20 protein-coding genes are annotated in these 20,275 nt (G+C 43.5%); 9 read left to right on the forward strand and 11 right to left on the reverse strand.

The genetic code is table 11. The features are described from left to right. Positions 1–21: 21 nt before the first annotated feature. From fliF to MSG37_RS15695, 4 genes are all read right to left on the reverse strand, one after another. Positions 22–1,734 carry a flagellar basal-body MS-ring/collar protein FliF gene (gene fliF, locus MSG37_RS15680; RefSeq protein ID WP_248471592.1) on the reverse strand — a complete coding sequence of 571 codons (1,713 nt, stop codon included), beginning with the start codon at positions 1,732–1,734 and terminating at the stop codon, positions 22–24. A gap of 73 nt (positions 1,735–1,807) precedes the next feature. Beyond that, positions 1,808–2,146, reverse strand: coding sequence for a flagellar hook-basal body complex protein FliE (fliE, locus tag MSG37_RS15685; protein ID WP_248471593.1), 339 nt, complete (start codon positions 2,144–2,146; stop codon positions 1,808–1,810). A gap of 28 nt (positions 2,147–2,174) precedes the next feature. Further along, a complete protein-coding gene (locus MSG37_RS15690; protein WP_248471594.1) occupies positions 2,175–3,482 on the reverse strand; it encodes a sigma-54 dependent transcriptional regulator in 1,308 nt (435 codons plus the stop codon). Then, positions 3,479–4,315, reverse strand: coding sequence for an OmpA family protein (locus tag MSG37_RS15695; RefSeq protein ID WP_248471595.1), 837 nt, complete (start codon positions 4,313–4,315; stop codon positions 3,479–3,481). The genes MSG37_RS15690 and MSG37_RS15695 overlap by 4 nt, the downstream gene beginning before the upstream one ends. Positions 4,316–4,901: 586 nt before the next feature. Between MSG37_RS15695 and MSG37_RS15700 the strand changes: the two genes are divergently transcribed. The 8 genes from MSG37_RS15700 to flhA all read left to right on the forward strand — a co-directional run bounded on the left by MSG37_RS15700 (position 4,902) and on the right by flhA (position 11,396). Then, positions 4,902–5,786, forward strand: a complete 885-nt coding sequence (locus MSG37_RS15700; protein WP_248471596.1) for a flagellar motor switch protein FliM — start codon at positions 4,902–4,904, stop codon at positions 5,784–5,786. Then, on the forward strand, positions 5,779–6,135 hold the full coding sequence (fliN, locus tag MSG37_RS15705; RefSeq protein ID WP_248471597.1) for a flagellar motor switch protein FliN: 357 nt from the start codon (positions 5,779–5,781) through the stop codon (positions 6,133–6,135). The genes MSG37_RS15700 and fliN overlap by 8 nt, the downstream gene beginning before the upstream one ends. A gap of 2 nt (positions 6,136–6,137) precedes the next feature. Continuing rightward, positions 6,138–6,866: a flagellar type III secretion system pore protein FliP gene (fliP, locus tag MSG37_RS15710; RefSeq protein WP_248471598.1), complete on the forward strand. Its 729-nt coding sequence runs from the start codon at positions 6,138–6,140 to the stop codon at positions 6,864–6,866. A gap of 27 nt (positions 6,867–6,893) precedes the next feature. Then, positions 6,894–7,040, forward strand: a complete 147-nt coding sequence (locus MSG37_RS15715) for a hypothetical protein (protein WP_248471599.1) — start codon at positions 6,894–6,896, stop codon at positions 7,038–7,040. 69 nt (positions 7,041–7,109) lie between these two features. Then, entirely contained in the window at positions 7,110–7,379 is a 270-nt protein-coding gene (gene fliQ, locus MSG37_RS15720; protein WP_248471600.1) for a flagellar biosynthesis protein FliQ, read from the forward strand. 10 nt (positions 7,380–7,389) lie between these two features. Beyond that, positions 7,390–8,169, forward strand: coding sequence for a flagellar biosynthetic protein FliR (gene fliR, locus MSG37_RS15725; RefSeq protein WP_248471601.1), 780 nt, complete (start codon positions 7,390–7,392; stop codon positions 8,167–8,169). Then, positions 8,166–9,299 (forward strand): flagellar biosynthesis protein FlhB, encoded by a 1,134-nt coding sequence (flhB, locus tag MSG37_RS15730; protein WP_248471602.1) that lies wholly within the window; start codon positions 8,166–8,168, stop codon positions 9,297–9,299. Before fliR ends, flhB begins: the two co-directional genes overlap by 4 nt. A gap of 15 nt (positions 9,300–9,314) precedes the next feature. Continuing rightward, on the forward strand, positions 9,315–11,396 hold the full coding sequence (gene flhA / locus MSG37_RS15735; RefSeq protein ID WP_248471603.1) for a flagellar biosynthesis protein FlhA: 2,082 nt from the start codon (positions 9,315–9,317) through the stop codon (positions 11,394–11,396). Positions 11,397–11,453: 57 nt separating this feature from the next. Here flhA and MSG37_RS15740 read toward each other — a convergent pair whose 3' ends face one another. From MSG37_RS15740 to MSG37_RS15770, 7 genes are all read right to left on the reverse strand, one after another. Further along, the gene (locus tag MSG37_RS15740) at positions 11,454–12,428 is read right to left on the reverse strand and encodes an alpha/beta fold hydrolase (RefSeq protein WP_248471604.1); all 975 of its coding nucleotides are present in this window, start codon (positions 12,426–12,428) and stop codon (positions 11,454–11,456) included. Positions 12,429–12,576: 148 nt separating this feature from the next. Continuing rightward, positions 12,577–14,370 (reverse strand): DUF885 domain-containing protein, encoded by a 1,794-nt coding sequence (locus MSG37_RS15745; RefSeq protein ID WP_248471605.1) that lies wholly within the window; start codon positions 14,368–14,370, stop codon positions 12,577–12,579. Between the two features lie 174 nt (positions 14,371–14,544). Continuing rightward, on the reverse strand, positions 14,545–15,921 hold the full coding sequence (hemN, locus tag MSG37_RS15750; RefSeq protein WP_282446694.1) for an oxygen-independent coproporphyrinogen III oxidase: 1,377 nt from the start codon (positions 15,919–15,921) through the stop codon (positions 14,545–14,547). A gap of 248 nt (positions 15,922–16,169) precedes the next feature. Next, entirely contained in the window at positions 16,170–16,637 is a 468-nt protein-coding gene (locus tag MSG37_RS15755) for a DUF2489 domain-containing protein (protein WP_248471607.1), read from the reverse strand. Positions 16,638–16,731: 94 nt separating this feature from the next. Beyond that, complete coding sequence (yihI, locus tag MSG37_RS15760) at positions 16,732–17,268, reverse strand: Der GTPase-activating protein YihI (RefSeq protein ID WP_248471608.1); 537 nt, start codon at positions 17,266–17,268, stop codon at positions 16,732–16,734. Between the two features lie 53 nt (positions 17,269–17,321). Further along, positions 17,322–17,990 carry a class I SAM-dependent methyltransferase gene (locus MSG37_RS15765; protein WP_248471609.1) on the reverse strand — a complete coding sequence of 223 codons (669 nt, stop codon included), beginning with the start codon at positions 17,988–17,990 and terminating at the stop codon, positions 17,322–17,324. A gap of 810 nt (positions 17,991–18,800) precedes the next feature. Beyond that, positions 18,801–19,421, reverse strand: a complete 621-nt coding sequence (locus MSG37_RS15770) for a cytochrome c4 (protein WP_248471610.1) — start codon at positions 19,419–19,421, stop codon at positions 18,801–18,803. A gap of 169 nt (positions 19,422–19,590) precedes the next feature. Between MSG37_RS15770 and yihA the strand changes: the two genes are divergently transcribed. Beyond that, positions 19,591–20,268: a ribosome biogenesis GTP-binding protein YihA/YsxC gene (gene yihA, locus MSG37_RS15775; protein ID WP_248471611.1), complete on the forward strand. Its 678-nt coding sequence runs from the start codon at positions 19,591–19,593 to the stop codon at positions 20,266–20,268. Positions 20,269–20,275 lie beyond the last annotated feature (7 nt).

The raw sequence follows: 20,275 nt of genomic DNA on the forward strand, positions 1-20,275 counted from the left end.
CTTGGGTTACCTATTTTTTGGCTATGCCTGTTGATTAACTTGTTCGTTGTCACGATCGCTGATCCAGTGGGATATGACTTCAGCTACGCGTGCTGGTTCTTGGGTTGCCAGCAAGCTTAAGTGGTCCATTTGCACCGTTAAAGGCGAACCTGGTGCAGGTAGACTTAGGCTACTGGTCCAGCTGTTTTTGGCCTTAATATTATCTAGCGGTACTAAGGAGTCGTTTTGTTGCTGATTAGTGAGGGCTTCATTGGCCTCAGCTGCTGGCGACATGAGTGGTATTGCTGAGTCTTGCTGTGCGTCTTTACTACCATACTCAACGGTACGGGTTAGGTGCTGCACGAGTGGACGCAAGACAAAGAAAATCATCCCTAAACCTAAGATGGCACCAATGAAATAGCGCAAATAGGCTTGATAGCTTTCACCTTGCCACCAAGGTAGCGGTTCAAACTCAACCAGCTTAACCGGCGCAAAATTGAAACTACTGATACTGAATTGGTCACCACGATTGGCGGTGTAGCCAATAGCGCCTTGCACCATATTACTTATTTGGTCGAGTTGCGGCTGAGTCCAGCCTGCTTCACCTGCTGCTTGATTATTTAGCAATACGGCAATAGATAGGCTCTCTAACTGCATTTGTTGGTAGCGAGTGTGTTTAACTGAGCGACCGACCTCAAACTGACGACTTTGCTGTTGGTTCAAATTCGTGCTGGCATTGTTGGCTGCTGGATTGGCTGTTGGTGGCTGATTGCTTAATGCGCCGGGGATCCCTAATGCCATATCACCGTTACTTTGATTGGTGCTTTGGTTTTCTTGGACGACAACCGTTTGTGGATCAACTGACTCGCGAGTTTCTTCTACTTCGTTAAAGTTAACTTTTGCAGCAACTTGTACTTGGAAGTTATCTTGACCAAGGATGGGTAGCAGCATGCTAGAAGCGCGGTTGATAAGAATTTGCTCTAGCTCTTGGGTGTATTCAAGTTGCTTGTCGCGTGCTTGAGTCATATCTTGGTTAGCGTTGAGCTCGGCGCTTAAATGGTTACCTTCTTGGTCAACAATCTGTACTTGTTCTGATGTCATGCCAGTGACACTGCCAGCAACTAAATTGGCAATAGAGGTAATTTGTTCAGGCTTTAAGTGCTGACCGGCATATAGATCTAGCATAACTGACGCGGTTGGCAGTTCAGGTTGCTGACGAATAAATAAGGTTTTTTTCGGAATAGCTAAATGCACTCGGGCTGTTTTTACCGCCTTTAATGCCATGATGGTGCGTGATAATTCGCCCTCAAGACTATAACGGTATTTAGCTTGCTCCATAAATTGGCTAGTGCCAATGGCAGAGGACTCAAGCGACTCCATACCCGATGGTACTTTAGCTTTAACACCGCGAGCTGCGAGTAACATTCTGGCGTGGCCGAGCTTATCTTCAGGCACTAGAACCAAACCACTAGTTGGGTCAAGACGATAGCTGAGCCCTTCAGCATCTAGCACTTCAACAATATGTGCAGTTTCAACATTTTCCTGATCACCATACAAGGGTCGATAACCTTGGCCTGTACTCCAAAGCATCAATACGATGACACAGGCTGCGACAATGGCCATGATTGCTAAAGTGGCGGCGTGACGGTCGCCTAAGCTGAACTGCTGCCATTTTTGTTTTAGGGTTCCAAGATGATCACTTTTACTTGAAGCATCGGTTATTGCAGGGCTTGTTTGAGTCAATGTTGTTGACATGTTTTAGTTATCCTCACTTAAACCGACAGTGGTTTTTAAGTGTTATCGCAATGAATAAAGAATTAGGGCTGGGTTAAATCGGCATCTTCATAACGTCGTCGAATGCTTGCACTAAGCGGTTTCGTATTTGGATCATGGCTGAAAACGACAAGCTGGCTTTTTGTGAAGCCACCATCGCCCCCACGAGATCACTACTCTGACCGCTATCGACTGCACTCACTAAAGCGGATGAAGCGTTTTGGTCTGCATTGATTTCAGAGACTTTCTGCTTCATTAGTTCGCTAAAAGAAGCGGGTTGAAAACCAAAGTCACGTGGATTTGGGCCGACATTGATGGCGCCTTTTGCCATCTCGGTGTGAATGCTCATTTGCTGCATTAGCAATTGCGGGCTAGTGATACTGGCATTTGACATAGGAGATCCTTAAAAATCGAATGTAGGCTTACGCGGCATGGCCTGATTGCGACAAGATATGGTCAATATCAATGCCTTGCTCTCTCATTTGCACTAGCTTGTAGCGTAGTGCTCGAGTCGTCATTCCTAGTGCTTCTGCAGTGCGGTTGCGTTGGCCATTGTTGCGTTTCAATGTGTCGATAATGTATTGAAACTCAGCGTGGCGTTTTGAGGCCTTTAACCCGAGTTCGTTTGGGCTGTTAAGTTGTTCGCTTGCAGTGCTTGCTAGACCGAGCTCTTCGGCTTGAATTGCCTGCCCGCGACGCATAACAAGTGCACGTTGAATGGTGTTTTCTAGTTCTCTAACATTTCCCGGCCAGTCGTGGCTTAGGAGTAAATTACGTGCAGGCTCGCTGAAATAGCAGGGCTGATCGGCTGCTAACATTTTATAGCGCTGTAAGAAATGCTCTGCGATAGGCAAGATGTCTTCACGGCGTTGGCGCAAGGGTAAAATTTTTATTGGAAGTACATCTAAGCGGTAAAACAGATCTTGCCTAAAGCTGCCGTCTTTGACCGCTTGGCGCAGATCTTTATTGGTTGCGGCAATCACACGAATGTTCAAGCTAATCGACTTGTGACTACCTAAACGCTCAACTTCTCGCTCTTGCAGCACTCGTAATAACTTGGCTTGCAGTAATAAAGGCATCTCGCCGATTTCATCGAGTAATAAGGTGCCGTTATTAGCCAGCTCAAATTTACCTGCTTGATCATTGCTGGCTCCGGTGAATGCCCCTTTAACATGGCCAAATAGAATCGACTCTAAAATACTTTCAGGAATGGCTGCACAGTTAATGGCGATAAATGGCTGATCGGCGCGATTAGAATGACGATGAATATAGCGAGCTAGCGGCTCTTTACCTGTACCACTCTCGCCGGTGAGTAACACAGTTGCCTCTGTCATTGCCGCTCTGTGAGCTAACATTAAAAGCTGGCGGCTTACTGGTGCGGCACAAATTAATTCGTTATTTGGCAGTTCTAAACGGCGTAATCTTTGTAGTAGTGAGCACAGCTGATTTTCATCAATAGGTAGCAATAAATAATCTTGAACACCGCACTGCATAGCTATGCTAGCCAGTTCAGTTTGTTCTGGCTCTAGTAGGGCAATTTGGTGCTTACCGGGATAACGCTGTAGCTGGGTTTCAACGTCATTTGGTTGCGATAGCGATAAGTTGACCAAGCTTAACCAAGGCGTTTTATCTGCTGTGGTATCCCATAGATGAAATCCTTGCTCGGCGAGCAAGCTCAAACTTGATTGAGCTATTTGGGTATCGACAAACCTTAAGCTAGAGCCATTCATTTCACTGCTACCTGAGTTGCTGATTTAACGAGTCGAAGGGTGACTCGACGATTGAGTTCTCGACCTGAAACGCTGCTATTACTCGCCGTTGGCGCTCGATTTCCGTGATGACGGACTTGGATAATATTGGCTGGCACCCCGAGTTCAATAAGTCTCGACATGACTTCGTCAGCGCGCTCTTTGCTTAGTATTAAATTCGATAGATGGTCACCAGACGCGTCTGCATGGCCGTCTATGAGTATTTCTTTAATGCTAGGATCTGCTTGTAGGTAGCGATAAAGCGCATATAGGTCTTGTTCATGGCCAGCTTGAAGTTGGCTTGAGCTACTTGCAAATCGTAAATCTAAACGGCGCAGATACTCGAATGATTGTGGTAGTAATTGTTGACGGCAAACTCGGAATTGGTTCGCAGCAGTTTGGGTTGATACAGGGCTTGAATTGATGAGGTAATTGGTTTCTGCGGCAGAGATGGCCACTTGCCAAGTGAGCCCCTGTTCGAGCGCTTCTAAAAAAATAGCGATATTTTTTTGGCTGCTGGCGTTAGAGCCGTGCCAATTAAGCAAGGTAGTTGCTGATGAAGAGACTTGATTTGATTGCCACGAAGGAGCGACAACAGTGGCAATACTTTGACTATTTTCTAAATGTAGCCAGTCTGTCTGCAAAGTTAGCGTTAACGCCTCGCCAGGCTTTGCTATGAGTTGTAAGGTGCCGAAACGCTGCACTTTATGACTTATCTGACAGCCAAATATATCACCAGAAAAATCCCAATGGGCTTTTTCTAAATGGGTTTGATAGCTATTTGTTACCGCCATTGCATTATTGGCTGTGGCCATAACAATAAAATTCAAACAGATTAATATATAAACTGAAGGTTTCAATTTGTCATAATCCTTAAATGTAGAAAGGGTGTTTTTTATAATTCTATTTTTAAGGTTGCTAATTAAACACGTAATATTAATTTAAGTAAAACTCTTTTGGTTTTATTTTTTATTTAAATCAATTTTTAAGTAATTAGTTTTGCTTGCCGTGTAATAAACGCTTGCAGTAATACCTTAACTGATTTAAAACCATCACCTTAAAAATTTATTTTCATATATCGCTTGGTTGTTTTTGCGCCAGATAAAGGTTTGGCATAGATGTTTGTTATGCCGTAAGTGATTGTTTTGTTTTGGCTAAAGTGTTTTTCGGTAAGTTTTTTAAATAAAATTTCAGTTTTTTATTTAAATTGTCGCTTTGAGTTTAGTTATTTGCGTTAAATACTTATCATTGACGAAAAATGTTTTTGTTTATATTTTGCTTTCAGTTTTGTTAGGCTTATTTTTAATTAAGTTTTGTTGAGTCGCTATTTTGGCATTAGTCATTTTAATAGCTTTTTTAGTTGTTACGCCGATTTATTGACGCTGTATTTTTGTGGGAAATATGATGAAGACAACCGCTAAAGCCAATTTAATTAAATCCAATAAGGGAATTAAGGTTAGGCCCGTAGTATTAATTAAGGAAAAATTGGCGCGTAGTCGGCTTTTATTGCAATTAGAGTCATGTCAGCGGCCAATGATGGATGTAGTGAATGAGTTACTACTGCCAATAACCCGTCAAGGTCACTATGCATTGTCTAATGTATCGCTGAGTGTTCACCATCAAGCCTTAATACCTGAGTTGGAGCATGCCTGGTTTTTATTAAGCTATAACCGCGTTGAATTAGGTTGGTGGTCAATAGACAAATGCACACTCGACCAGCTCGCGAGTAGTTATTACGGTTGCTATTCAACGACTATGGTATCGCCGTTAAGATCGCCAAGTCAGTCTGAATTTCGCTTAGTAAAGCGCCTTATGTTGGCCGCAATTGCGACATTGCCTATCACTGAAATTGACATCAGCAAGCTTGAGTTGGAGCTGGTGATGAGTAAAACCCCTATTACAGCTCCTGTTTGCTGTGAGCTAAGTTTTCCTGCGGCTCATTTTGGCCCTGCCATTAAGTTTTATATGGCCGAGCATTTGCTGGAGTTGATGGCTGAACAGCCTAGCCAGTATCAGGCTGATCCTGAACTTGCGCATAAGTTGGCTCAGCGTCTCAAACAGATCCCAGTTAAAACCTTGTTGGAGTTAGGGCGTCAAAGTATGCCTGTTACTTCGCTGCAAAGTTTGGCTGTTGGCGATGTATTGCCAATGAACTTACATTCTCGCTGCCCAGTTACAGTTGGCAAGCGTCCACTTTTTTACGCCACTGTTCATACCCACGAAGGGCAGCTAGTGGCTAAATTGACTCAAGAACTGTTTTTACACGAGGAACAATTCAATGGCTGACAATAGCATTTTACAAGACGATGATTTTTTATTGGATGATGATTTTTTCGCTGATACAGCTATTGGTGAAGCTAAAGTGTCGGCTAAGCCTGTAAAAGATATGTCTTTTTTTCAACAGCTTCCTGTGCATGTCACTCTAGAGTTAGCGAGTGTTGAAATGTCTTTAGGTGAGTTAACCCAAATGGGCGAGGGCGATGTTGTTGCCCTTGACCGCATGGTTGGTGAGCCGCTGGATATTCGAGTTAACGGCGCTCTGCTTGGGCGTGGCGAAGTGGTCGAAGTTAATGGTCGTTACGGCGTGCGTTTACTTGAGGTTGAGGCAACAAGCTTAACTGGAGCTGCTGACTAACTATGTGGCGAGTGTTGCTGGTTGTATTGTTAAGCTTTTCTTCAGCCGCTTATGCAGGCGATGGGTTTACGCTGTTTTCACTTGCTGATGGTGATAAGACCCAAGCTGTAAACGTGAAATTAGAGATTTTGGCACTAATGACAGTGCTGAGTTTTCTACCTGCCTTGCTAATGATGTTAACCAGCTTTACTCGAATTATTGTTGTGCTAGCCATTTTGCGTCAGGCGCTGGGTTTACAGCAGAGTCCGCCAAATAAAGTGCTGATTGGTATCGCTTTGGTGATGACTATTTTTATCATGCGTCCAACCGGACAAGCTATCTACGATGAGGCTTTTCTGCCTTATGACTTAGGCCACATTGAGTTAACTGAAGCGGTTGCTCGCGCCGAAATACCATTACGACAGTTTATGTTAGCGCAAACCCGAGAAACCGATTTAGAGCAGATGCTAAAAATTGCCGATGAACCGCTGACGCTAACCGCCGATGAAATCCCTTTCTTTGTGTTAATGCCTGCTTTTGTTCTGAGTGAATTAAAAACAGCATTTCAGATTGGATTCTTGATTTTTTTACCTTTCTTGGTAATCGATCTGGTCGTGGCAAGTGTGCTGATGTCTATGGGTATGATGATGCTATCGCCTTTAATTATCTCGCTGCCATTTAAGTTGATGGTGTTTGTTCTTGTCGATGGTTGGTCGATGACCGTAAGTACACTAGTCGCGAGTTATGGCTAACTTTTTATCCATGGAGTTTATGTGTTTATGAGACTAGCAGACAAAGAATACCTGCAGCTGTATAACTCTTTTTCTGATGCACTGTATTGGCTGCTTGGTGCGGTAATGCTGGCTTTGGTGGCATTAAATGATTGGCCAGCTGTGATCAGTCTATTGATGAGTTTTGGGGCTTAATGCAATGTGCATCAATGATCTGGCTCAGTCGATATTGTTAACACTGGCTGTGAAATAGGGCTTTAGGCTATGGACATTAATGAACTAACAGCGATGTTTGCCGAAGCGATATTTCTGGTTGTCGCAATGGTTGGAGTTTTGGTTGTACCAGGCCTGTTGGTTGGATTGTTTATTGCCGTATTTCAGGCGGCGACCCAAGTTAACGAGCAAACCTTAAGCTTTTTACCGCGCTTGGTTATTACCTTGTTGATGGTGGTTTTTGCTGGTGAGTGGTTACTGATGAAAATCTGCGATTTCTTTGATCGTTTGTTTATGAACATTCCACATTTAATCGGCTAAGGGTTAATCGTTGCTGTCGCTAACCTCTGTGCAAATTAGTGCATTTATCGGCACTTTTTGGTGGCCATTTTGCCGAATTATGGGCGCATTTATGGTTATGCCTTTTTTGGGCAATAACTATATCCCGGCTACGGTACGCATTCTATTAGCCATGAGTATTTCTGCATTAATCGCCCCGTTATTGCCACCTGTGCCACAGGTTGATGCCGTTTCTTTTCAAGCGCTTATTCTAGCAGTTGAGCAGCTACTAATTGGCTTTATGTTGGCACTGTTTCTGTCGATTATGATCCATGTGATGACGCTTTTTGGCGCCATGATGTCGATGCAAATGGGCTTGTCGATGGCAGTAATGAATGACCCTTCAAGTGGCGGTAGCAACCCCATTCTTGGCCTGTGGTTTATGCTTTATGGCACTTTATTGTTTTTGGCACTCGATGGCCATTTAGTTGCAATCGGTGTGTTAGTCGATAGTTTTAAGCTGTGGCCGATAGGTATGGGTGTATTTGAGTTGCCTCTTATGGGACTTATTGCGCGATTTGCCTGGATCTTTGCCGCTGCATTCATGTTAGCACTGCCAGCTATCTTGGCGATGTTAGTCGTTAACCTCACTTTTGGCGTATTGAGCCGCGCCGCGCCCTCATTAAATGTATTTGCCCTTGGCTTTCCTATGTCTATGTTGATGGGGCTTTTGTGCGTATTTTTCTCATTTAGTGGTTTGCCGAGTCGTTATAGCGATTTGTGTTTAGATGCCCTGTCTGCCATGTACCAGTTTATAGGTGGTGCGATATGAGCAATAAAGATAGTGGCCAAAGTAAAACAGAAAAAGCGACTCCGCAGAAACTACGTAAAGCTCGTGAACAAGGACAGGTTCCGCGCTCTAAAGATCTGGCAGCATCAGCGTTAATCATTGGCTGTTCGTTAATGCTCACCACAACAAGTGATTGGATTGCAGCTCGAATGGCTGAATTAACGCGGACCAATATGGTGTTTACTAAGGCTCAGTTAGATGAGCCTGGCATGATGGCGCGGCATATGGCACATGCCTTATTGGAGATCCTTAATATTCTTGGACCATTGTTTTTAATGGTGGCCATTGTTGCCATGGTGGCAGGAGCTATGCCTGGCGGGCTGATTTTTAGCTTTAATAATGCAAATTTCAAATATAGCCGCATTGACCCTATTGCTGGCTTAGGGCGCATGGCATCAGTTAAGTCATTGGTTGAGCTTGTAAAATCAATTCTAAAAATAGTATTGCTGATTGGCATTATGTTGCTCTTTTTGCAGAAAAACTTTCAAGACTTGATGGCAATTAGCCAATTGCCAGTGGATGAAGCAGTAGTAAAGGGCATTGATATGCTCAGTTTGGCTATGTTGTACCTAGGCTTAGGCTTGTTGCTGATTACTTTTATCGATGTGCCGTATCAATATTGGAGCCATCACAAAGAATTGAGAATGTCTCTGCAAGAGGTGAAAGACGAACACAAACAGCAAGATGGCAAGCCAGAAATTAAAGCTAAGATTCGTCAAATGCAGCAGCGTATCAGTCGCTCGCGTGCTGATATCTCTGTGCCTAAAGCCGATGTGCTATTGGTTAACCCAAGTCATTATGCTGTGGCTCTTAAATATGATTTAGATAAAGCGGATGCACCTTATGTGGTCGCGAAAGGCACCGATGAGTTAGCTCTTTATATGCGTGATATTGCTAAGCGTCACGACATTGAAGTGATAGAGCTGCCACCGCTAACCCGCGCGATTTATTACTCCACTCAAGTTGAACAACAGATCCCTGCTGGGCTATTTGTTGCGATTGCCCATGTACTTACGTATGTAATGCAACTGCGGGCCGCAAGACAAGGTATTCAGGCTAAGCCTGAGCCATTGCCACACTTTTTTATTCCTAAAAACTTACAACATGATTAAAGGTTATTTGAATTAATGAAATGGTTCTCGCGCGTTTTTGCTGGTAGCCCAAGCTATATTGGTATTCCAATCATGTTGCTGGCTGTGTTGGCCATGGTTATTTTACCTCTGCCACCATGGCTACTAGACATTCTATTTACCTTTAACATTGTTCTAGCTGTAATGGTTTTGCTGGTTGGTGTGTCGATTCGCCGGCCATTAGAGTTTTCGGTATTTCCAACAGTATTGCTACTAGCAACCTTGTTGCGACTCACCCTAAACGTTGCTTCTACTCGTGTGGTATTGATAGAAGGCCATGAAGGTGGCGATGCTGCTGGTAAGGTTATTCAAGCCTTTGGTGAAGTCGTTATCGGCGGCAACTATGTGGTTGGTGGCGTTATCTTTTTAATCCTAATGATCATCAACTTTGTGGTGATCACTAAGGGTGGCGAGCGTATATCTGAGGTTTCGGCACGTTTTACTTTGGATGCCTTACCCGGTAAACAGATGGCGATTGATGCCGACTTAAATGCCGGCGTATTGACTCAAGATCAAGCGAGAATTCGTCGCCAAGAAGTTGCTCGAGAAGCCGACTTTTACGGCTCAATGGATGGTGCCTCTAAGTTTGTTCGTGGTGATGCCATTGCAGGCATTCTTATCTTAGCCATCAATATGTTAGGTGGCTTGGCGATAGGTATCTTTATGCATGACTTAAGTGCTGGCGAAGCATTTAAGACCTATGCACTTCTCACCATTGGTGATGGCTTAGTTGCGCAGATCCCGTCGTTATTACTCGCGACTGCTGCAGCTATTATTGTTACCCGTGTATCTGATGCTGAAGAGATGCCAGAGCAGCTGCGTCAGCAGTTACTAGCTAACCCTAAGACACTTGCTACATCGGCAATTGTCATGCTTATTTTAGGCATAGTACCGGGTATGCCGACTTTTGTGTTCCTATCTTTTGCTGCTTTGTTAGGGTTTGTTGCTTGGAAGCAAAGTCTACGCGAACCACAAATTGCAGCCGCGGAAATTGCCCAGCAAAGAGAAACAACATTAACTGAGCCATCAGCGCCAAGTTGGGATGCCTTGCCTTACACGGATTTAATTGAAGTGCGTTTAGGTTATCGTTTAGTGCATTTGGTTGAGCGCAGTAAAGGTGCCGAGTTGCAAAAGCGCCTAACGGGTATCCGTCGTACTTTATCGGAGCAAGCGGGATTTTTATTGGCAGAAGTGAGAGTGCGTGACAATCTCTCTTTAGCGCCTAATGCTTATCAAATCAATTTGATGGGTAATCCGGTTGTCACAGCTGAGTTAGATCCTGATCGCTTAATGGCGATTAAGAGTGGTCCAGTATTTGGGGAAATAGATGGCATTATTACTAAAGAGCCCGCTTACCAAATGGATGCAGTATGGATTGAGCAAGACAATAAAGCTAAGGCGCTTAACTTAGGTTATTCGGTGGTTGATAATGCCACCGTTATTGCTACCCATGTGAGCAAGCTCATCCGTGAAAGCTTACCGGATATGCTGCAGCATGATGATGTTCTATCTTTGAGTGACCGCTTAGCTAAGCAGAGCCCGAAATTGGCCGAATCGCTTAATAGTGCTTTAACCCCAATCTTGCAGTTAAAGGTGTATCGTTTACTGTTGAAAGAGCAGGTATCGCTGAAAGATATCCGTACTATTGCCACAACTTTGCTTGATTGCAGCGAGAACAGTAAAGATCCGGTATTACTTGCGGCTGATGTGCGTTGTGCGCTGCGTAATTCTATTTTGCATTCTATTGTTGGTGCAACACCTAAGCTCAATGTGATGACTTTAGATCCGCAATTAGAGCAAACTCTAATGACTGCATTGAATCAGTCGCAGCAGCAAGGTAAAGGCTCGCTTGATAGCTTCCCGGTTGACCCGCAATTATTGGCCCAGTTACAACAACGTATGCCGCAACTGTTAGCTCAAGCTAAAGAGCATGGTCATAGTCCGTTGTTGTTGGTATCACCGCAGTTACGGCCTATTTTAGCGCGTTATGCCTTGGCATTTGCTCGTGGATTACATGTACTTTCATATAATGAAATCCCTGAAACTCGTGAGTTGATGGTGGCTGGGCAGTTAGGTTAAAGGCAGCTAAAAATAACAAAGGATAGCCAAGTGCTATCCTTTTTTGTGTCGCCTTAATCACTGAGCCTTAGCTAAAAACGCCAGTAATGCATTCAATGCTTGGTTGCGTGGCTTATCCCGCTCCATAAAGATCTCATGGCGGGCATAGGGGATTTTTATTAATTTGCATAAGCCGTTAATTGCACGTTTTTGTGCGCGGTTATCAACGATGGTGTCTTCTTCGGCTTGTAAAATCAGTAGCGGGATTTGGCTGTTACGGGCAGCTTGTATTGCTTGCTCAGCTGCATCAATTGACTCTACTAACCAGTGATTAGTAGGCGATCCGAGTTGTAGCTGCGGCACTTGCTGATAAAGCTCACGATAATCTTCATAGCGCAGCTTGCTGTTGGTGAGGTCATTTTTATCGAATGCTGCGGCGTGGTAGTCCTTGCCACCTAAGATGTAATTAGGTTTTTTGTGGTTATCTAGCAAAGAAGCTAAGCCACGAATAAAGCCTTTAGTCAGTGGTAGTTTGATGCCATACATAGGCGCTGAAAAAACGGCCGCTTTAAACGTCTTAGGGTATTGATCTAGGTAAAGCGTACCAATAGCTCCGCCCATAGAGTGGCCTACTAGAAAGTAGTTTTCTGTTGGCAGCGGTTTGACAACTTTGTCTATAAATTCGGCAAAGTCATCGACATATCGCTGGAACTTGTCGATATGTCCTTGATGAGGATTTTGCGTTGTTCGGGCAGATAAACCCTGACCACGATGATCAATGGCAAATAAACTGTAGCCCTGTTCATACAAATCAAACATCAGCTCTTTATATTTTAAGTAGGACTCAACTCGACCACTGCTGATCACGATTGTACCTATGCTATTTGGGTGCGTAATGCGCGCATAAGCAAGGGTAATATCGTCGCGGGTTTTAAAGCTCGATTGCGTGACTTGTTGCCAAAAAACTTTCTGCTCAGGGCTGTTAAGGTGATGCTCCGATGAAAAGTTAGCTGGAATAGTGGTGTTCATATAAGGCTCAGTGGCAATCGACATGGAGTGGTTCTATTGAGTGATCTTGCACGCAGTGTAGCAAACTTGCTCAGGCAGACTCTAGTGAAACATAAGTCTGAAAATAACCCATTAAACAAGGCCGCAAATGCGGCCTTATCATTACCCGTATAGCAGGGTTAATTCGTCTGCGTTAGATCGCAGCTTTCTGCGTTGCGATAAAATCATTGATCTGCTGCTCTAATACCGACATTGGCACCGAGCCATTAGCGAGAATGGCATCGTGGAAGGCGCGAATATCAAAGTTCTCTCCCAATTCGGCTTCCGCTTGTGCGCGTAAACGCTTAATCGTTAACTCACCAATTTTGTATGACAGCGCTTGCCCTGGCCAATTGATATAACGGTCAATTTCGGTAGTGACGTTATGCATTGAAAGCGCGGTGTTACTCGCCATAAAGTCGATTGCTTGTTGGCGGCTCCAGCCTTTGGCGTGCATACCTGTATCTACCACTAGACGCGCTGCACGCCACATCTCATAGGTTAGGCGGCCAAAGTTGCTGTATGGGCCTTGGTAGAAGCCGGCTTCGAGCCCTAAGTATTCTGAGTATAAACCCCAGCCCTCACCAAATGCCGATATATAGCTGTAACGGCGGAAGTTGGGTAAGTCGGTTAGCTCTTGGTTGAGCGCGATTTGTAGATGGTGACCGGGCACAGCTTCATGTAGCGTCAAAGCTTCCATCTCGTAGAGTGGGCGTTTGTCGAGTGCGTAGGTGTTTACCCAGTAATAGCCTGGCTCGTCATCTCGGTTAGAGCCAGAGTAACGCCCGGTGGTGTATTTAGGTGCTATTTCAGCGGGTACAGGCTCGATACCGTAAGGCTGACGCGGTAACTTACCAAAATACTTTGGCAGCATGGCATCGGCTTTTTTAGCGATATAAGCCGCTTCTTTGAGTAATTCTTCTGCGGTTTTAGGATAAAACTGTGGGTCAGTACGTAAAAAGTGTAGGAATTCAGCAAAGCTACCTTCAAAACCGACTTGCTCGATGATTTGCTGCATCTCAGCGCGAATGCGTTTAACTTCTTGTAAGCCAAGTTGGTGCACTTCATCTGAAGTCATATCGAGTGTGGTGTAGTAACGCACGCGGTTTTCATAAAAAGCCTCACCATCGGGGAGATCATAAGAGGCGATGCTTTCACGGGTATTCGGTATGTACTCGGTGGTCATAAACTCCAAGAAAGCTTGGTAGGTTGGTAATACCGTGTTGGCTACCAACTCACGCCCTTGTTGGGTTAATTGTGCTTTTTCGGCGTCAGTAAAATGGCTTGGGTATTCGGTAAAGGGGGCAAAGTAGCCACTGTCTTCAACTGGCACGATAAAGGCGCTAATACTGGTTTCAAAACCTTGTAAGGTAACTTTAGACGGGGTGATCCCAGCTGCAATACCTTGTTTTAACCAGTAAGTTTGCTGGTTGAAGTAGTTCGGCAGGGCTTGCAGTTGCTTAATATAGTTTTGATAGTCTTCAACTTTATTGAAACGACCTTTGCTTATTGAGGCGATATAAGCATGGAAACCACTTTCGGCTGACAGTGGCATGTAGTGATCATGATAGCGGTATTGGTCGACTTGGTTTTGAACTTGGTCTTGCAGGATTTGTGCGTTAATTTTATCGTTTTTATTAAGGTTGCTGCGGTCAATCTGTTTGATTTGCGCGAGTAATACTTGCCTACGCTGATCTAAGGCCGCTAACGCTTGCGGTGATAAGTCCTGTAGTTGTCCTGCTTGAGACTTGTCGCCCATTGAATAAGCAAACCCAGGGCTGGCATCGAGTGAAATTTGCCATGCGTTGTCGATAGCGGTTTGCAGTTGTGCGTTAGTTGCTGCTTGAGTGGTATTAGCTGTGGTTTCGGCAGCGCTTGTTGGCGTGCTAGGTGTTTGGCAAGCGCTAAGGCTGGCGACAAGTAAGGTAGGGAGCAGGTATTTATACATGAATCATCCATTATTGTTTTAGTTATTAGGCTGATTATGCCGTGGTGGCCTGAAAATATCACGGTCAAAGTGTATACAATTGTAATTAAAGATTTAGCTAGGTTTGGGGCGGCTTGGTAACCTCCAGACATAAAAAAAACCGGCTAATGCCGGTTTTTTTGCTAATCAATTTGATTAGATAACGCGAGAGAACTGTTGTTGTCTTGCTTTCTCACGGTAGTAAACGTCGAAACAGATACAGATGTTACGGATCAATAAACGGCCAGTTGGGCTGATAGTGATCTTACGGTCTGTAATGTCGACTAGCTTATCATCGATGAAAGTTTGCAGTAATTTAAGATCTTCTGCGAAGTACTCTTCAAAGTTGATGTTTAGCTTTTCTTCAATCTTCGCCATATCTAGGTCGAAGTGACAGATTAGCTGCTTAATCACTACGCGGCGAATTTCATCGTCACGGTTTAAGCTACAACCTTTCCATAGTGCGTGGCCATTAGCATCGATTGACTCGAAGTATGGGCGTACATCTTTTTGGTTTTGTGCGTAGCAATCGCCGATTTGGCTGATTGATGACACACCAAGACCAAGTAGGTCACACTCTTCTTGAGTGGTGTAACCTTGGAAGTTACGGTGTAGGCGACCTTCGTTTTGCAAGATTGACAGTTCGTCATCTGGCTTAGCAAAGTGGTCCATACCAATGTATTGGTAACCTGCGCCAGTTAGCGTTTCGATTGTTTGGTGTAACATATCGAGTTTTTGCTGTGGCGATGCTAAGTCTTCATCTTTAATCTTACGCTGCGCAGCAAAACGAGATGGCAGGTGAGCGTAGTTAAACACAGATAGACGATCTGGGTTTAAGTCCAATACGCGCTGCATAGTTTCTGCAAACGTTTCAGGCGTTTGGTGCGGTAGGCCGTAGATTAGGTCGATGTTAGTTGAAACAAAGCCTAGTTCTTTAGCACGCGCCATTAGGTCAAAAATAAACTGCTCGTCTTGCTCGCGGTTTACTGCAATCTGCACCTTTTTATTGAAGTCTTGCACACCAATAGAGATACGGTTAAAGCCGGCTTCTTTTAGGGTGTCTAGCATTGAAAGCTCGATTTCACGAGGATCAACTTCAATTGAGTATTCACCTACCTCTGCAACGTTAAAGTTAGCTTTAACCAATGCAGATAGGGTTAGGATTTGCTCAGGTGTTAGGAATGTCGGTGTACCGCCACCCCAGTGAATTTGGGTTACTAAATAATCTTTAAACAGTGGTGCGCGTTTAACGATTTCTGCCGCTAGGTACTCAATATACTGATCAGCTTTATGCTGGTGGCGAGTGATAACTTTATTGCAGCCACAGTAGTAGCAAAGCTTGGCGCAGAAAGGAATATGGATATAAAGAGAAAGCTTGTCACTCTTGCTGTTCTTAATAGAGGTCAGCAATTTTTCCTCGGTAAACGAGTCATCGAATTCCAAGGCCGTCGGATAAGAAGTATAACGTGGACCGCTATAATTGTACTTTTCGATCATTGACTGATCCCAACTAATTGGGGTGGGCTGCTTCAAGGCGTGTCCTCCGGCGTATAGTTTAGCAACATGTGAAGTATGCATGGTTATTTGTTGAATAACCTTGATCCATGTTGTAAAAATTTAATATGGGTAGCAAAGTATGACTGAATATCGCTGAAAATAAGGTGTCTGTCTGTGGTCTTTAGAGGAATTTGTGCACAGACTCACCCAATATAAGCAAAATAGGTCATATCTGCGACCTAGATTGCATCAGTTTTCAGCGCAGACTTCTGCTGTCACTACTATTAGTGTAGTGAGCTTGGCGTAAATTCACTCAAAAGTTTAGCTTCTTCGAGAATTTGTGACTCTAATTCACCTTCTGAGCGCATGCGGGCAAAATCGAGTTTCATCCGTTGCTGTTTATCCAAACTTTTACGTTGTTCTTTGATGGGATGCGCTTTGATTATTTCGAAATGGGCAAACGTTGCTGGATATTGTTTCTCTACCAGCTCTGCCATACCGACGAGTTGAAACAGTTTGGCTATTCGCATCACGCCTTCTGACAATTCACAACGTCCGTCTAGCATGGCTGTGGCAATGTAACGGATATTGTCGAGTAGTTCGTCTGACTTTGCTTTGGCGGCGGCAGCTTGCTGTTGTTGTAGTTCTATTTTGCGTTGCTGTTGTTTACGAACTTGAATAACGAGGTAGGTCGCATAAGCTGTCAGCGCGACAATAATAAGTGCACCAAGAATGAGAAAGGTCGTTGTCATGCTAAACCCTAGTTGGTCAGAGTGGGATACAGGTGACGATTATGGATAAAAAAATGGCATCAATAAAGATGCCATGGATTTTATATAGAACAAATTAATCTTTGTCGAAGTAGTCTTTTAGCAGATCTGCACCTGATTCGAACTTGTCGAATAGGTCATCGTCACTTACAGACTTCTTGCCTTGCGGTGCATCATCGTCTTCGTCAGAGATGCCAAGCTTGTCCATTAAGGTTTCAATTTGAGTCAGCTGCTTGTTCAACCATTTCTGGTCTTCTGCATTGAGGTTTTTACCCTCTTCAAGCATGTCTAGCAGGCTATTCAGTCTTGGATCTTCCTCAAGCTTTAATAGTTTTTGCTCATCAGTAAGTTTTGGCCCTTTAGGCTTCTTCTCTACTTTGACTTCAGTATTAATATGCAGTTGTACAGGCTTTTTACTGCCATGGCGTGGGTCAGCATTTTTAGCCTTGCCACCGTTTGCTTGGCTTTCAATCATCGAAGCGTTATGACGACTTCCCGCTTTATTGCCAGCAACTTGTTTTTTGCCTGCAAGAACTCGATCTTTCTTTTTAGTTCTTGGGGCTAATTTAGGAGCATTTTCGTTGCTCTTACGCGTTTTCTTACTACGGGACATGATCGCTTATCTCGATAACTTAAAAGACTCTATTGCTGATAAAGCCAGTTGGCTTACTCAACAATGGAAGTTTGGTCGCGTGTTATATCAGATCCTGATGGTTTTTGCACCAGAATGAGATCGTTTGCTGCAAATAATAGCTTAAAACCGTGTTTATTTGCTAGAAACTCAAATGTTGCTTGCTGATAAAAGCTGACATGGGTCAGGTTATTTTTATGGTGCCATTTATCAAAAGCTGCAAGATCACTCAGTAGTGGCGAACAAATCGCTAACCAACCACCAGGTTTGAGTAATTGGCTTAGTAATTGCCACTCTTTGTACGGAAAACGAAAATGCTCAAACACCCGATAGCAGCAGATAAAGTCATATTCTTGTTTTAATGAGCTGCTCCATGGCGCGAGGCTGGGATCATACTGGTTAAGTTGATGGCCCTTTTTAGTGATTTTTCTTAGCGTCTTGCTATCGAGGGTGCGGCCAAAATTCAGTCCCAACAATGGTGTGTAGCCATTTTCACACTGCTCGACTAAGTCCAGCATAAAGCGAGCTAGTGACTTTTGTTTGTTACTGGCGAGCCGGTATTTTTGTAATTCAGCAGAAGGCGGCAGGTGCGAGTTGGCATCAGCAAAGACTAATTGGCATTGGTGGCAATGATATAAACAGCGCTTCTTATTGGCATAAAACCGATTGGTGTTATCACTATGACAAAGAGGGCATCTGCGCATATATTAGTTAAACCAATGACTTAATTAAATTGAGTATAAATGAAGATTGCTACTGGAGAAATAAAAAAAGGCGACAGATTAATCTGTCGCCTCTATAAAAGTGCTAATCCGCACCAATTCTGATTTCAAGTATCCATACTTGCTATGTGACTATCCCGGTCAATATCCATCTTATTTTTTGTCTGCTTTCCATGCATGTCTTGTAGTTTATGGTCTTCCAGACACTTTATTTTTAGACCAGTCGCCATCCTGACAACTGTTTCCGTAGATGGTCTTTAAAAGACACATCACAATTTTTATTCGTCCATCCAATGACGCCTAAGTAACCATCCATGTACATTTTTTAAGTATCTTCCAGTGATAACAAGCTTCCCGCAAGTGCATCCTAAGCTGTAGCTTCCTCTGCCGTATTTGTATCCTACAAATACTTTCCTGTTGGTACATGTTTCTCTGAATGTAAGGGTAAATGCTAAATAGCGTTTTGGCCTTCCTAACCAAATCCTTACTAAAATTTTTATGACCTGGACTTCAAATTGAAATCTCTACTCTTATTATTTTTAGTGAGTGGTCTCAATAATATTATTATTATTTCGTTAATTTATTCTTATATCTTAAATGTATACATACCAAAATCTGAAAGTTGTTATTAATATTTTTTGTACTAACAGTTGGGTTTATCTTGGTACGGGAGCTATTTAAACCTAGAACTGTGATCTGTGTCAAGCAGGTTTTTAACTGAAGTTTACGTAAACGTAAATGCATTGCTATAAAAAAGGACGGTTCCCCGTCCTCTTTAGTTAACGCTAATATTTACTTAAGGTTTGATATATATTTAGATAATGCTTCAATATCATCACTATTTAGCTTTTTCGCAACGTCTTGCATCATGCCATTTAAGTCGTTGTTACGATTTGTATCGTGGAATTTATTCAGCTGGATTTTGATGTAATTCGCATGTTGTCCGTTAAGTGCTGGGAAGCCTGCAAGCTCCGCGCCTTTGCCTTGAGGACCATGACATGCAATACAAGCTGTGATGCCGCGAGTTGCGTCACCATTTTTATAAAGTTGTGCACCAAGTTCTGGTACATCTTTAACATCGATATCTTTATGTTCTTGAGTTGCATAGAATGCAGCAAGATCTGCAATATCTTGATCGCTTAGCGCAACAGACATGCCGCCCATGATAGGGTCCATACGACCTTCTTTACCGCCAGTTTGTGCTGCACTGCGGAAATCATGTAGTTGCTTTTCTAGGTATGTACTATGTTGACCTGCAAGTTTTGGGTACATGTCTATCATGCTGTTGCCGTCAACACCGTGACAAGCAGAGCAAACGATGGCTTTAGTTTTTCCGGCTTCAGCATTTCCTTCTGCCATAGCAGGTGAAGATATTGTGGCTAAAACAGACAGCGCAAGAGCTAACTTTTTCATGGCGTTCCAACTTCTTATTAAAATATTTGTCATGAGCTTACTAGGAAGACCCGCAAGCGTGATAAAATGTATTTTATGTGATCGGGGTAATATTTTACACGAAATTGTGAAAATGTAAGCAACTCTTCGATATTTAGCTAAGTAAGTTGATAAAATTTTGGAGTTAATTGTGAGTGAATCTCGTATCGATTTCCGTAAAGCAGAGTTTTTAATTAGTGCGCCAGACATTGCGCACTTAAACGAATACCTCCCTGGTGACGTTGGGGTGGAGATTGCCTTTGCGGGTCGTTCTAACGCGGGTAAGTCAAGTGCACTGAATTTACTGACGGAGCAAAAAATTGCTCGTACCAGTAAAACACCAGGACGTACGCAGTTAATTAACGTTTTTAGACTAGATAAGCACCGTCGTTTGGTCGACTTACCTGGTTATGGTTTTGCTCAAGTTCCACTGGCCCTAAAGTTAAAGTGGCAAGAGGCGTTGGGTGAGTACCTACTTAAACGTGATTGTTTGAGTGGTGTAGTGGTGCTGATGGATATCCGTCATCCACTAAAAGATCTTGATATGCAGATGATTGAATGGGCAGTTCAGAGCCATATTCCTGTTTTAGCACTATTAACCAAGGCTGATAAGCTAGGTCAAAGCGCTAGAATGAAGATGGTAAATGAAGTGCGCAAGAAGCTTAGCCATTTTGAAGATGGTGTAAAAGTTGAGCCTTTCTCTTCATTAAAAGGGATTGGTAAAGGCAAAGTGTTAGGCATTTTAGATAGTTGGTGTAAACCTGAATGGTTAATGCAGCAGTTAGAAGCCGATGCTATTGCTGCTCAAGCTGAAGCAGACAAAGAGTAACGAGTTT

Origin of the sequence: Shewanella sp. 1CM18E (genome assembly GCF_023161665.1) — a bacterium.
Classification (GTDB): domain Bacteria; phylum Pseudomonadota; class Gammaproteobacteria; order Enterobacterales; family Shewanellaceae; genus Shewanella.